Source organism: Bacillus sp. UNC41MFS5 (assembly GCF_000686805.1).
The window spans coordinates 890,028-904,243 of record NZ_KK366017.1; the positions used below are offsets into that span (position 1 = coordinate 890,028).

Sequence of the window (14,216 nt, forward strand, 5' to 3'; positions counted from 1 at the left end):
AATGGCCTTAAAAGATAAAGTAGTATTGATTACAGGTGGCGCTTCAGGGATTGGAGAAGCTGTCACACGCCGATTTATTCAAGAAGGAGCAAAAGTGAGCATTATCGGCCGCTCTATAGAAACGTTAGAGAAAATGAAAGAAGAATTTGGTGAAAATATCCTCACTTATCAGGGAGATGTTAGCAAATACGAAGACAATGAGCAAGCTGTCCAAGCTACTGTCAAAAAATTTGGAAAGTTAGATGTTTTTATCGCTAATGCTGGAGTATTCGATGGATTTGCTAAATTTGCCGATGTGACTCCTGATGCGCTTTCCGAAGCGTATGATTACCTTCTCAATATTAATGTAAAAGGTTCTTTTTTCGGCGCAAAAGCAGCTCTTGAAGAACTGAAAAAAACAAATGGTAATATTATTTTTACTGTTTCTGGTGCGAGTTTCTATCCTGATGGCGGTGGCGTGTGGTACACAGCGAGCAAGCACGCTCAAATAGGACTGATGCGCCAGCTTGCGTTCGAACTTGCGCCGTCTATCCGCGTAAATGCGGTAGCACCAGGTGGCACGCTGACAGCACTCTCTGTTATCCCACCGCTTCGTCCATTTGTTAAAATCGTGGATAATGATACGAAAGCAAGCAGTATTAAAAAACGAAATGTTCTTCAACTAGCCCAGATGCCAGAAGATCATGTGGCGGCGTATGTACTATTAGCATCCGACCAATCACGCGCAATCACCGGTGAAGTAATTTCCAGCGATGGAGGATTGTCAGTGCGAGGACTTGGCTAAAAAAAATAAATAAAATGACCTTTAGAAAGAAGATTCTAAAAGTTGTCATTTATGCATCAGCAAAAATAGGGTCCGTTCATGTGGCATTGTCTGAACAAATGGACCCTACTTAATGAGAAGTAAAATCGGTGAAATATCAACTTTTTCATGGGAAGTCGGAGGACTGGTAGTATGCCTTACGTACAAGTAGAAGACTTGAGTATCCATTATGAAATAGAAGGAAATGGAGAACCATTAGTATTGCTGCATGGTATGAGCAATAATTCACAGTCGTGGAAGGAACAAATACAGGAATTAAAAAAGCATTACACAGTTATTGCCTGGGATGCTCCGGGTTATGGGAAAAGTTCAGATCCAGCTGAAGAATTTAGATATTTTAAAGAGTTTGCACATATTCTGAAAGGCATGCTGGATGAGATGAAGTTGGAAAAGATCTATCTTCTCGGGCATTCAATGGGAGCAGCAATTGCAATAGAGTTTTGTAGACTTTACGCTCATAAGGTTCAAAGGCTTATAATAGCTGATCCAACAAGAGGAGCAGCTGCTCTGGATCCAGAAGAGAATGAGCTGAAATTAAAAAATCGATTATTTTCTATTGAAAATCTGTCTCCTGAGGAAATCGCGGAAAAAAGGATCAAAGCCTTGCTATCTCCCTATGCTTCAAAAGAAGTATATCAGCGGGTAAAAGAGATTATGACACAGGTTAGACCCGCAGGATATCGTTCGGTAGCATATTCACTTTATCATCAAAATCAAATGAAAGAGTTATCTCAGATAAATGTTCCTGTTCTTGTTATTTGTGGTGAGTTGGATTCTGTTACTCCTGTAAAGGAATCGAAAGCGATTCATGAAGAATTGATAAACTCCCAGCTCGTTATTATTCCAGAAGGCGGTCATTTGTGTTATCAAGAAAATCCTGAAAAGTTTAATTCAAGCATCATAGAATTTCTTAACAAAGAGGAAGGTGCTTGTTTTGTCAATGATTAATACCATTCAATCAAATGTAAGAATTGAAAAAGACTTTTTAGGTGAAAGAGAACTGCCTATTAATGCGTATTACGGTGTTCAAACAGTAAGGGCTATGGAAAATTTCCCGATTACGGGCTATCGCATTCATGAAGAATTGATTAAAGCGTTGGCCATCGTTAAAAAAGCAGCCGCGCTTGCAAATATGGATGTGAAATGTTTATATGAGGGACTTGGACAAGTGATTGTTCAAGCAACAGATGAAATCATCGAAGGAAAATGGCATGACCAATTTATGGTGGACCCGATTCAGGGCGGCGCTGGTACATCCATGAATATGAATGCTAACGAAGTCATTGCGAACCGCGCCCTTGAGCTGCTCGGCAAAGAAAAAGGCTCCTATTTTGAGTTAAGTCCAAATAGTCATGTCAATATGTCACAATCAACGAATGATGTGTTTCCAACCGCCATTCATATCGCAACCCTTCATTTGGTTGGAAAATTGTTAGACACGATGCAATATATGCTGGAAGTGATTAAGAAAAAAGCACAGCAATTTGATCATGTCATTAAAATGGGGCGTACACACCTTCAAGACGCGGTACCGATCCGTCTTGGGCAAGAGTTTGAAGCATATAGCCGTGTGTTGGAGCGTGATATTAAACGTATTCAACAATCACGCCAGCATTTATATGAAGTCAATATGGGTGCGACAGCCGTTGGCACAGGCTTAAATGCAGACCCTCGCTATATCGAAAACGTGGTCAAACATTTGGCAGACATTAGCGGCCTTCCGCTTATAGGCGCTGAGCATCTTGTTGATGCAACACAAAATACGGATGCGTATACAGAAGTATCTGCTGCCTTAAAAGTATGCATGATGAACATGTCGAAAATCGCCAATGATTTACGTTTAATGGCCTCAGGCCCTCGTGCGGGACTTGCGGAAATTAGCCTACCGTCCCGTCAGCCCGGCTCTTCCATTATGCCGGGAAAAGTCAATCCGGTTATGCCCGAAATGATTAACCAAGTAGCGTTCCAAGTTATCGGCAATGACCATACGATCTGTCTGGCATCTGAAGCGGGCCAGCTTGAATTGAACGTGATGGAACCTGTGCTTGTGTTCAATTTACTTCAATCAATCAGCATCATGAACAATGCCTTCCGCGCATTCACAGACTACTGTCTTGCAGGCATTGAAGCAAATGAAGAACGTTTAAAAGAATATGTAGAAAAAAGCGCAGGGATTATTACAGCTGTAAATCCGCATATTGGATACGAGGTGGCAGCACGTATCGCACGAGAAGCCATTTTAAATGGAAAATCAGTACGTGAACTTTGCCTGCAAAATGATGTATTAACAGAAGAAGAGTTAGACCTAATATTAGATCCTTATGAAATGACACACCCCGGCATTGCAGGAGCAGTACTTTTTAATCGAGAGTAAAAATATTAAAGTATAGTTGATTCATAGGAGGAACTTCCAAATTTTTATTAGGAGTACCACACATCCATCAAGTTAATAGAACCTACATAAAAGTCTTTTTCTGTCCAGAATATAGGAAAGAAAGAGGCTTTTTTAGTGCCTTTACACATATCAAGGGAGGATTACCTTATATTTGAACGGACTTTTACAGGAAAGAAAAGTATAATTGTTTTATAAACCACACAATCAGATAATTGTATGAAAAAGGATGCGTATTATGCCGATTAATTCGTTTGAAAACTATCCGATGAGCTGGAAGCCATCGATTGATAAAACTAAAAAGCCCATTTATCAAACACTTGCAGGGCAATTGGAACAGGATATTTTAAACGGAGTTTTATTGCCCGGAACAAAACTTCCCCCACAGCGCGAACTGGCCGATTATTTAGATTTAAATTTGAGTACCATTTCAAAAGCGTTAAAAGTGTGTGAGTTAAAGGGATTGATAAGTGCCTCTGTGGGAAGTGGCACATTTGTATCATTTGATGCGTTATCGAATTCGTATTTACTTGAAGATACAAAGCCGAAGCATTTAATTGAAATGGGAGCGACACTACCAGATAATGCTTCATACGAGCCCCTACTACTCCAACTGAAAAATATGCTGCAAGAGACAGATTATGAAAAATGGTTTGGTTATGGTCGAGCGGGGGAAAGTCTCTGGCAAAAGGATGCAGCACTAAAGCTAATTCTAAGAGGTGGATTTGAAACCACCGTTGATCACATTTTATTTGCAAATGGGGGTCAAAATGCGATTGCTGCTACATTGGCAAGTCTATGTAAGCCTGGAGATCGCATTGGTGCTGACCAGCATACCTATCCTGGCTTAAAAACAATTGCAGCGATGCTTAGTGTGCAAATAGTGCCGATAAAGTCAGAGAACTATGAAATGAGTCCAGATGCCTTTGAATATGCGTGTAAAAATGACAATATTAAAGGCTTATATTTGATCCCAGATTATCATAATCCGACAGCTTCCAGTTTGTCTGTCGAGAATCGAAAAAAGATTGCAACAATTGCCAAAAAGTATAATCAGTTCATTATCGAAGATGCGACCTATAATCTCCTCAACGAAAAACCAATTCCAGCAGTAGCATCATTTGCACCAGAACAAAGTATCTATATTGCGAGTTTATCGAAATCAATAGCACCGGGGTTACGTCTAGCCTATGTAGCAGTACCGAGTCGATTCAAGGAGCCAATTTCAAAGGCACTTTATAATCTAAATATATCGGTTTCCCCATTATTAGCAGAACTCGCAGCACGTACCATTGTATCGAATCAATTTGAAAACATCATTAAGGTTCATCGGGAACAAAAGATTCGTAGAAACCAAGTCGTAAATCAATATTTATCGGACTATACCTGTTTAGGGACTGAAACAGGTATCTTTCGTTGGTTAATATTACCTGGCAAAATCACAGGTGCAGAATTTGAAAAGTTAGCTGCACAAAATGGGGTACAAGTGTATGCGGCGGAACGTTTTGTGGTTGGAAATAGTTGTCCAGACCGGGCTGTAAGAGTTGCCGTCAATGCAACAGAAACACTTGAAGAGCTTGAGCAAGGATTGATCATCCTCAAAGGTTTACTAAACGATATTACCTAATTTTTTTGCCGTACATTCATAATATTGTTTGCCATACAATTATAATGTTGTATGGTTTTTTTGCGCGTGTTAAGATGTTTTGAAAAGTAACTGAAAATTCAGGGTATTTTAAAGCAAAAGCAGCTATTAATTAATTAATTACTAATAATAAAAAGGAATGATGAAGAGTGGAAAATAAATTTGCTGAGAGAACTCATTTAGTAAAACCTTCTGAAACACGTGAAATATTAAAAGTCACAGAAATGCCTGAAGTTATCTCCTTTGCGGGAGGCCTGCCAGCTCCAGAGTTGTTTCCTGTAGAAGCTCTTAAGGATGTTTGCAATGCTGTATTGAATGAAGAAGGTGCGGCTTCTCTTCAATATAGTACGACTGAAGGATATATACCTCTAAGAGAAGCTGTTTGTCAAAGGATGGAAGCTATAGGAATCAACTCAACTATTAAAAATGTTCTTATCACATCAGGATCCCAGCAAGCAATCGACCTTACTGGAAGATTATTTATCAATGAGGGAGATACGATTATTTGTGAAAGCCCTACCTATCTTGCAGCCATTAATGCATTCAAGTCATACAATCCCAAATTTGTTGAAGTAGCTATGGATGATGATGGGATGGTTATGGAAGAGCTAGAGAAAAAGCTGCAAGAGCACCCTAACACAAAATTTATCTATACGATTCCAGATTTCCAAAACCCTACAGGTCGCACATTAAAGCTCGAAAGACGAAAGAGAATGATAGAGCTCGCTAATCAATATGATGTACTGATTGTAGAGGATAATCCTTATGGAGCGATCAGATTTGCTGGGGAGGCACTCCCGCCATTAAAATATTTTGACACAGAGGGTAGAGTAATTTATATCAGCACCTTTTCTAAGATTTTTACTCCCGGTCTTCGACTCGGGTGGATTTGTGCAGACGAATCTTTCATTGAAAAGTACGTTGCATTTAAGCAAACAGCTGATTTACATACTGATAGCTTTGCTCAAAGAATTACAGCTAAGTATTTGGAACTTTACGATATCGAAGAGCACATAAATAAAATCAAAGCTGTTTATAAAGATAGATGTACAGCTATGTTATCTTGTATCAAAGAATTTTTCCCCAAAAATATAACCTACTGTATACCAGAAGGTGGATTATTTATTTGGGTTGAGCTTCCTGAGTCTGTTGATTCTAGGGAATTATTCGCTGAATGTTTGGCAAATAATGTTGCGTTTGTTCCTGGTACCCCATTCTTTCCGAATGGAACAAAGAATAATGCTTTACGTTTAAATTACTCGAATATGCCTAAAGAGAAAATTAGGGAAGGTATGAAGCGTATGGGAGAAGTGCTCCATCGTGAATTAGAAAAAGAAACAATTCCTTTATGATTCAGAGCAGAAAGTCTGACCGAGGAAGTCACACAAATAAACAAGGTCTTGTGCCCAATCTTATAAATATTATACATTTCCTTAGATTGATGACTACATGCGAGATATTTTTTCTACAACCAGCAATCAATCTTAAATTTTCAACTCAACAATATCGAACGATATAACAGGTGATATATTAATGAAAATTGAAATTTGGCTCAATCATGAAAACACATTTTTTCATATAAGGAAAGCTCATTTAAATAGAAGGAATTCGTCAAAAATTGCTTTTGCCTAAGCTCTTAACGGATAGAACTGCCAAACAGTTGGGTAAAATCGGTTTATATATTGGATAAAAAATTAAAGAATATTTTTTTATTCTTAGATAGGAGTACTATAATGCAATTTTTCTTTGATCACCTTGTTTGGTTCTTTAAGGAACCAGAGAAAGCAATTTCACCCTTAAAACAAAGAGGACTTCATGTTGTGAAGGGTGGCCGTCATGAATCTTGGGGAACATATAATACCCTAACCTATTTTGGCTTAAGTTATATTGAATTTTTAGGAATTGAAAATTTATCAATAGCTGAAAAACATGGTGAAAATCGATTGATTACGCAAATCGTTGAACAGCTAGCAAAAGAAAGTCGGGAAGGTCCTGCGAAAGTAGCGATTCGAACAAATCAAATTGAAGAACTAGCAATAAAACTTAAAGCAGAAGGACTTACAGTATATGGGCCGCTAACTGGGGAGAGAGTTCGTTCTGATGGTCAAGTAATCAGGTGGTCATTGTTATTCCCTGAATACGAGGAAAACAAGGTTTCTTTACCATTTTTTATTCAATGGGAGAAATCAGATGAAGAAAGGTATTCGGAATTAGAGGAACAAAGACTCATAGGGTCACACATATTAGGCCAACCAAAATTGGAAAGTGTTGGTTTTGTCGTAAATAATTTGGATAAAACATTAGAAATTTGGAGGAAATTGTTTTGCCTTGAACAAGGAGAGGAGTATATTGATACGGAAATCAATGCACGGTGTAGAATTTTAGAATTGAACAGAACTAATTTATTATTTTGTACACCAATTGGAGATGGGCCGGCTGCTAAAGTATTAAAAGAAAAAGGGGAGACTCCTCTTTTAGTGAACCTGACTGACACGAATCAAAGTCACTTTTTTGAAATGTTGGATGGTTATTGGAGGTTCCAGTAATATATTAAAATCATTATATAGTAAATCACAGATTGTGATATGAATATGCTCCTTTTATATTGGCTTGTAAAATACCCGATACAGTAAAACGTGAGTATGAGTGTCCATCGTATTACAATATAATATAGCCAGCTTCTATAAACTTAAAAAATCCACAAAAATTCCAAAACGAGAAACTACAAGAGATATAAACAAATGGACTTAAGTTAACAGAGTGCATTTCCTAAATCTAATTAATAATGTAACTATCCAATAATATTGAAGGAATCGTTACCTGGTTCAATCACATTTTGCAAAACTAAGTGGCATTATAAGTGTGATTGCCTGCGCCTAGGACCTAAATTCGATTTATTAAATAAACGGAAGGTAGCTGTTTTATAGAAATATCCCTCTCCAGTGGAGAGGGATATTTTAATTAGTTGAATGAAATAAATTTCAATTGTAGACCAACAAAGTGCATACATTTATTAATTTATAAACTGACACATTTCAGATCTAAGAAACTCAATATAGTGCTTTTCAATTTTAGAAGGTCGTCTTTTCTTATGATGGATTATTGCAAGATTCGTACTTATGGGTTCGTAATTAATGATATTTACCTCAACAATTTTACCTTCTAATACAAAAGTATTGTTTCTCATTGTTATATCGGGCGCAAAGCTGATTGCCAAACCATTTGAGACTGTTCGTGTTAATTCTTCCGTGTTGTTTGATGAAAATAATATATTCATTTTTCCAAATGTAAGTTGAAAATGATGAATGAACCATCTTATATAATCACCGTTATATAGGACTACCTCTTGCTGAAATATTTCTTCTGGCGTTATGGTTTTCTTCAGTGCAAAAGGTGAGTCACTGGCAACATAAACTTTCATTTTTCCTTCAAGTATCGCCTCGAAATGTAAATCCTCTATATTTTTTAATATTCCATCGTAGATGAAGATTAGGCCGATATCTGCTTTATTCTGTCGTACCAATTCAACAGTAGATTCCGTAATTTGTTCTAAAAATTCGATGGTTGAATGTGGATATAGATTTCTAATTTCCTTCAATGGTTTTAATAAATAGTTTATAAAAGGCGGCACCGTTGAGACGCGCAGCATACAAGTATGAATTTCTGAACTTTTTCGAGCCTCTCCCATTAATTCTTCATATTTTAACAAAACCTCATTTGCCTTTTTTATAATGTTAGATCCGTCAGCTGTTAATATGGCCCCAAGACGAGAACGTTCGAATAGTTTGATTCCGAGCTCTTCTTCTATTTTTGTAATAATCTGGCTGATACCAGATTGACTCATATGAAGATTTTGCGCTGCAATGGAGATAGATTTTGTTTTAGCTACCTCAACAAGTACCTCAAGTTTTTGTATGTGCATAGGATGACCACCTTTAACTCCTTAAGTAAGAAATTATCTTAGATTATGAAATTCCTCTATTTTTTATATTAAAGAATATGAACTTACTATTATAAACCTTAAATTTACTTAGTAAATTTGTAGTTATACAATTAGTTCGAATAATTCATAATTTTCTTATATTAATAGAAAGGGTGATATTTAGTAGACTAAATGTTTTTGTATATTTATGTTCTCTTAATTTTCATTGTTTTGCAAGCGTTTTCATTAATTGTTTGAAAGAAGGAGTGTTTATTAATGAAATATCGAAAGAAAAAATTCCTGCCTGTTATGCTAACAGGTGTACTTGCTTCATCCATTTTTACTTCTTATTTAATACCTCAACATAAATCTTATGCAATCTCAAATTCTGCAGAATCGATTTTAAATGGACTGTCGGAAGAACAAAGACAGTCTATTAAGCGATTAACTCCACAAGAAGGTTTTATCATTGATCCGAGTTTATTATCATTGAAGGATAAAACGGCACATGTCATTGTTGAACTTAAAACATCGCCAGTCGAAGAGACTCAGTTGAAATCAAAAGGTGCACTTAACAATAAAAAACAAAAGATTCGCGAGGAACAAGAGTTTTTTAAACAGCGATTAAATGATCTTTTTACAAAGGAGAAACCAACTCAAAAATCAAAGAAAGATAAAAATCAATTCGAGGTTAAACAAACATATGAAAATGTATTTAACGGAATGTCCATGACCGTTCCAACCAATCAAATTCATACGCTCCTTGAGACGGGGGTAGTGAAAAGGATTTGGAAAGACAATGAAGTAACGCTGCCAATAAATGAGCTTTCTGCTAAAGGAACGACGACTGAAAAAATAGTTCCGCCAGCGCTGCCACATTTGGGTGTTGACCGCTTACATATCGAGGGTTTAAAAGGACAAGGAATTAAAGTTGGTGTTATTGATACAGGTATTGACTATCATCACCCTGATTTAAAAGATGTCTATAAAGGTGGCTATGATTTCGTTGATGACGATGCTGATCCAATGGAATCAACGCCTGCAGATCAATTGGCATCAGGTGAACCCAAGTTTATAGATGGTCTTCCATTTGTAACAGAGCACGGAACGCATGTTGCTGGAACAATCGCATCTAACCCTAAAAATGATGTTGAATATGCCATGACAGGTGTAGCACCAAATGTTGAATTGCATGCCTATCGAGTCTTAGGTCACTATGGATCAGGATTAGATTCATGGGTGATCGCAGGTATAGAAAGAGCTATTGAAGATGGTATGGATGTAATTAATCTATCATTAGGTAATAGTAGTAATAGTTCCTTAAACGCTACCTCAGTGGCCATTAACAATGCGGCATTACAAGGTGTTGTACCAGTTGTTGCCGGCGGAAATGCCGGGCCAAATCCTGGAACGCTTGGATCACCAGGCTCCTCACCACTTGCCATAACTGTTGGTGCTAGTGATGTGCCGACAGATATTCCGACTGTAAAAACAAGTTTAGGAGATATTTCCGTTCAAAATACTTTAATGGGTTGTGGATTTGGTAAGGATTATTTGAAAGTAATGGACAAAGAGTTTGAAGTGGTTGATGTAGGAATTGGTACGGAAGAAGATTATTCAGACAAAGAAGTTAATGGGAAAGTGGCATTAATTTCTCGTGGGACTATATCTTTTGATGAAAAAATTCGACGTGCTCACGAAAAAGGTGCTGTAGCTGTACTGATTTACAATAATGAAGATGGAGAAATTCCATTTTTCTTGGGTGAAAGTTATGGATATGTCCCAACCTTTAAAATGTTAAAAGGTGATGGAGAAAAACTACAAGATAAATTAAAAACAGATCCTACTATTAAACTTAATCTATCAGATTTACATTCAAATATGACTACTGGTGATGTGTTAGCCGATTTTAGCTCACGTGGACCAGTAAATAATAACTTTGATATAAAGCCAGATGTAGTAGCACCTGGAGTGTCTACATTTTCTACCGTTCCAGAATATATTAATAGTCCAAAAGAGGGTATCGACTATTCTAGCGCATATGCAAGTTTAAGTGGTACATCAATGGCGACACCACATGTAGCTGGAGTTGCAGCCTTATTATTACAATCACACCCAGATTATACAGTAGCAGATGTAAAAGCAGCGCTAATGAATACGGCAGATCCTTTAAAAGGTCGTATGTACAATGTAAATGAAGTTGGAGCAGGACGCGTAGATGCTTATGAGGCAGTTCACAATACAACGTTATTTGAAGTACAAAATAAGACGACTACCTTAGATGAAAATGGATTAAAAATAGAAATCGATGACATTTCAGGATCTATACCTTTTGGTAGTGTTGCACAATCAAGTGAGACTCAAAATAGAAAAACATCGATTTCTATTAAGAATTTAAGTAGTGAACTAGAAACATATCATACTAGAGTTGAATTTTTAACAATCGATGGTGTCTCAAAGGATGCTGAAAAGAGTGGTGTGACGCTTAAATTACCATCTACGATTGAAGTGAATGGAAATGAGAGTAAAAATATTAATGTAGAAATAACAATTCCAGCTAATGCAGAATTTGGGATATATGAGGGATATATTTATATAGAAAATGAGTCAAAAACGGCAGAATATCAAATTCCTTTCCATGTTCGTTATGCTAAACCTGGATTCGAAAAACTAAAATTTTATAAACATGCATTAACGAATGACCTTAGTAATTTTCATCCATACATCGAGCCGTTTACACCAGTCGATTTCAAGTTAAATAGTCATATGAAAACGATTGATGTAGTGGTTAGCGATCTAGCTGGCAATCCAATTGGGTTTTATGGCACATTTAATTTAGAAAATGCGTCAGTTGACACGGATTACTTAATATTTTTCGGATTTTCAGGTGAAGTAAAACATTTTACAGGTGATCCGAATAAACCTTTAGCACTTGAATATGAACCACTTAAAGAAGGTAAATACATTGTTTCTTATATTGGTACAGGAGTAGATGGTAAAACATATAAAATCGATAATGACATGGTAATCGATAATACAGCTCCAACACTGGAATTTGATAAGAAAACTGGAATCCAAGAACTTTCAAGTTCAGATTTAACAACTGAAAGTTATGACGGACAGGATTATACAGCATATTGGGTGCATGGAAAATTATATGATGATACGATTGACTATTTAAAAAGTAGAGGACATGACATTACTCAAGAGGCAAATACTGCGTACGCTTATCAAGATTCTTTTTGGCCAACAGCTCAATTTTTCCCAAATGCAAATGGTGAATTTAAATTTGGTGTCTTACCAGAAGAATATGCAAACTATCCAACTAATGTAAGAATCTATACTTATGATTACGCTACAGCAGGAAATCCGATTTTCCCAGAGTTTACTTTTATTGATAAGGGAGATCAATATTCTATAATTAAACCAAATACAAAAGGTGTAAGTCTTGAATCGGAGTTTGTAAATACATTTACGGTTCAAAACGCGAAAGATTTAACAAGTGCTTCTGTAACAATCGATGTCCCTAATTATTATAAAGTTGTAGACGTTAAGCCATCAAAACAGTTAGAGGACCTTACTAAGAAAAATAATTGGACTATTAATGTCGCAAAGCCACAAATTACAGAAAGCACGTGGTCTAATATTTCAGAATTTGCTGTAGATATTTCAGACAAAAAGACAAAATTACCTGTTTCAATTAATGATGATATTGATTTATTGGATATCACATTAAAAGTAGTAGATGACCATAATTACATGGTAGAAAGTACATTCTATTATCAAGAATCTTCATATCAAACAAGCTCTGGTAGTAAGTCTTCTTTACCAACATTTGCTGAAAAGTTTAAATTCATTTCCCGGCACTCATGGGTAGAAGGTTACTATCATGGTGAAGCAGTTAATTTAGACAACTATGATTTAGATTATTCAAAGATTGGGACAAAAGCTTATCTGGTTGATAAAAACGGTAAAAAGTACCCTGCGGATATTTCAGAAAATGGGTATATGACGTATAAGGATATTCCTGCAACGAAAGATGAATATACGTTAATCGTGGATATTCCAGGGCATTTCCTATATAGTAAAAAATTAACTTTAAGCAGAACTATTGATGGAAAAGTCCAAGGCAATTTCTATACTGTCTATACGGATACGGCAGCTGCTGGAGATGTCAACGGAGATCATGTAATCGATATTTATGACGCAAAGCTTATAGCAAATAATGCAGGAAATACAGGTGATAGGTTAAAAGAAGATCTTAACAAAGATGGAGTCGTTGACATTATTGACTTTAACTTTGTCGAAAAGAACTTCATGTCCATCAATCCATACTTCCCAACGTCCAATAAGCCAGTTGAAAAAATGGGTAATCTTACTCTAAAAGAATTAAAAACACGTTTTAATAAATAACTTAGTCCCATAAAGAATCCTCCCTTCAATTTTGGAAGGGAGTTTCTTTAACAATAATCGTTAAGATGAATATGTCAGCATTCGGGAGTGGAAATTAAAATGTTCTAGAAATTTCTTGGTGTTAATAGAAAAATGATTATTCTCCGAGCGTACCCAGCCTACACCTATCTTTTCCTGTTCGTAATTTATGATTTCGATAGGAACGATTTCGCCGCTTAAAACACAAGGATCATTTCTGTTAGAAAAGTCTGGTCCGAAGCTAATTCCTAAGCCCTCTAAAATCGCTTTTTTTATTACTTCTGTATTATCAGAGGTAAATAAAATGTTCATTGGCCCAAATTTACTAATTAAATCATTTGCAAATCGTTTTACATAATCGCCATTATATAAAATAACGTTTTGAGTCATCAATTGTTCATGAGTTATAAATTTTTGTGAAGCTAAAGGAGATGATTTGCTAACGTACACTTTCATCTTTCCTTCTAGTATTACTTCAAATTTTAAATCTTCTCTTTTATTTATTAAATCATCGTAGATCGTGATTAGGCCAATGTCAATCTGGTTATTTCCGACAAGCTCAATGATATGCTGCGTTCCTTTTTCTGAGACTTCGATATTTACTTTTGGAAACGCGTTTTTAAAAGAAGCTAAAGGTTCTAGGAGGAACATCATAAAGCCAGGGATCGATGATAACTTTAAATTTCCCGAAGTTACAGTGTTGAAAGATTGGGCCTCCTCTTTAAATTCTTGAAGTCTGATTAATACCTCGTATGCCTTTTTAATTAAGGTTTTGCCTTCATTCGTTGGAACGGCGCCAAGTCGTCGGTGGCGTTTAAATATTTTAACGCCCAACTCATCTTCTAATCTAGTAATCGATTGACTAATTCCCGATTGAGATACATGCAGGTTTTCTGCTGCTATTGAAATTGAGCCTGTTTCCGCAACCTTTACAATATACTCTAATTGTTCGATATGCATAAGTTTCTCCTTTTATATATAAGTTCAGCTTATATTTACTTCA

General features: G+C 36.3%; 9 protein-coding genes. 7 read left to right on the forward strand and 2 right to left on the reverse strand.

Going from position 1 to position 14,216, the window contains the following annotated elements; genetic code table 11:
• Position 1 precedes the first annotated feature (1 nt).
• The 6 genes from BR30_RS0120770 to BR30_RS0120800 all read left to right on the forward strand — a co-directional run bounded on the left by BR30_RS0120770 (position 2) and on the right by BR30_RS0120800 (position 7,406).
• Positions 2–784, forward strand: a complete 783-nt coding sequence (locus BR30_RS0120770) for a 3-(cis-5,6-dihydroxycyclohexa-1,3-dien-1-yl)propanoate dehydrogenase (RefSeq protein ID WP_035445940.1) — start codon at positions 2–4, stop codon at positions 782–784.
• A gap of 171 nt (positions 785–955) precedes the next feature.
• A complete protein-coding gene (locus BR30_RS0120775; protein WP_026566672.1) occupies positions 956–1,771 on the forward strand; it encodes an alpha/beta fold hydrolase in 816 nt (271 codons plus the stop codon).
• Positions 1,764–3,197: an aspartate ammonia-lyase gene (gene aspA, locus BR30_RS0120780; RefSeq protein ID WP_026566673.1), complete on the forward strand. Its 1,434-nt coding sequence runs from the start codon at positions 1,764–1,766 to the stop codon at positions 3,195–3,197. The genes BR30_RS0120775 and aspA overlap by 8 nt, the downstream gene beginning before the upstream one ends.
• A 256-nt stretch (positions 3,198–3,453) precedes the next feature.
• Positions 3,454–4,842, forward strand: coding sequence for an aminotransferase-like domain-containing protein (locus BR30_RS0120785; protein WP_026566674.1), 1,389 nt, complete (start codon positions 3,454–3,456; stop codon positions 4,840–4,842).
• A 167-nt stretch (positions 4,843–5,009) separates the two neighbouring features.
• Positions 5,010–6,212, forward strand: a complete 1,203-nt coding sequence (locus tag BR30_RS0120790) for an aminotransferase-like domain-containing protein (RefSeq protein ID WP_026566675.1) — start codon at positions 5,010–5,012, stop codon at positions 6,210–6,212.
• Positions 6,213–6,593: 381 nt separating this feature from the next.
• On the forward strand, positions 6,594–7,406 hold the full coding sequence (locus tag BR30_RS0120800; RefSeq protein WP_026566676.1) for a VOC family protein: 813 nt from the start codon (positions 6,594–6,596) through the stop codon (positions 7,404–7,406).
• A 467-nt stretch (positions 7,407–7,873) separates the two neighbouring features.
• Here BR30_RS0120800 and BR30_RS0120805 read toward each other — a convergent pair whose 3' ends face one another.
• Positions 7,874–8,782 carry a LysR family transcriptional regulator gene (locus BR30_RS0120805; RefSeq protein WP_026566677.1) on the reverse strand — a complete coding sequence of 303 codons (909 nt, stop codon included), beginning with the start codon at positions 8,780–8,782 and terminating at the stop codon, positions 7,874–7,876.
• Between the two features lie 276 nt (positions 8,783–9,058).
• Here BR30_RS0120805 and BR30_RS0120810 point away from each other — a divergent pair, with 276 nt between their 5' ends.
• On the forward strand, positions 9,059–13,195 hold the full coding sequence (locus tag BR30_RS0120810) for a S8 family serine peptidase (RefSeq protein WP_026566678.1): 4,137 nt from the start codon (positions 9,059–9,061) through the stop codon (positions 13,193–13,195).
• A gap of 60 nt (positions 13,196–13,255) precedes the next feature.
• Here BR30_RS0120810 and BR30_RS0120815 read toward each other — a convergent pair whose 3' ends face one another.
• Positions 13,256–14,173, reverse strand: coding sequence for a LysR family transcriptional regulator (locus BR30_RS0120815; protein ID WP_026566679.1), 918 nt, complete (start codon positions 14,171–14,173; stop codon positions 13,256–13,258).
• Positions 14,174–14,216: the final 43 nt, after the last annotated feature.

What these genes read in the sequence shown, in the direction of transcription:
- BR30_RS0120770 (WP_035445940.1), top strand. Translation starts at nt 2, where the DNA reads ATGGCCTTAAAAGATAAAGTAGTATTGATTACAGGTGGCGCTTCAGGG.
- BR30_RS0120775 (WP_026566672.1), top strand. Translation starts at nt 956, where the DNA reads ATGCCTTACGTACAAGTAGAAGACTTGAGTATCCATTATGAAATAGAA.
- aspA (WP_026566673.1), top strand. Translation starts at nt 1,764, where the DNA reads ATGATTAATACCATTCAATCAAATGTAAGAATTGAAAAAGACTTTTTA.
- BR30_RS0120785 (WP_026566674.1), top strand. Translation starts at nt 3,454, where the DNA reads ATGCCGATTAATTCGTTTGAAAACTATCCGATGAGCTGGAAGCCATCG.
- BR30_RS0120800 (WP_026566676.1), top strand. Translation starts at nt 6,594, where the DNA reads ATGCAATTTTTCTTTGATCACCTTGTTTGGTTCTTTAAGGAACCAGAG.
- BR30_RS0120805 (WP_026566677.1), bottom strand. Translation starts at nt 8,782, where the DNA reads ATGCACATACAAAAACTTGAGGTACTTGTTGAGGTAGCTAAAACAAAA.
- BR30_RS0120810 (WP_026566678.1), top strand. Translation starts at nt 9,059, where the DNA reads ATGAAATATCGAAAGAAAAAATTCCTGCCTGTTATGCTAACAGGTGTA.
- BR30_RS0120815 (WP_026566679.1), bottom strand. Translation starts at nt 14,173, where the DNA reads ATGCATATCGAACAATTAGAGTATATTGTAAAGGTTGCGGAAACAGGC.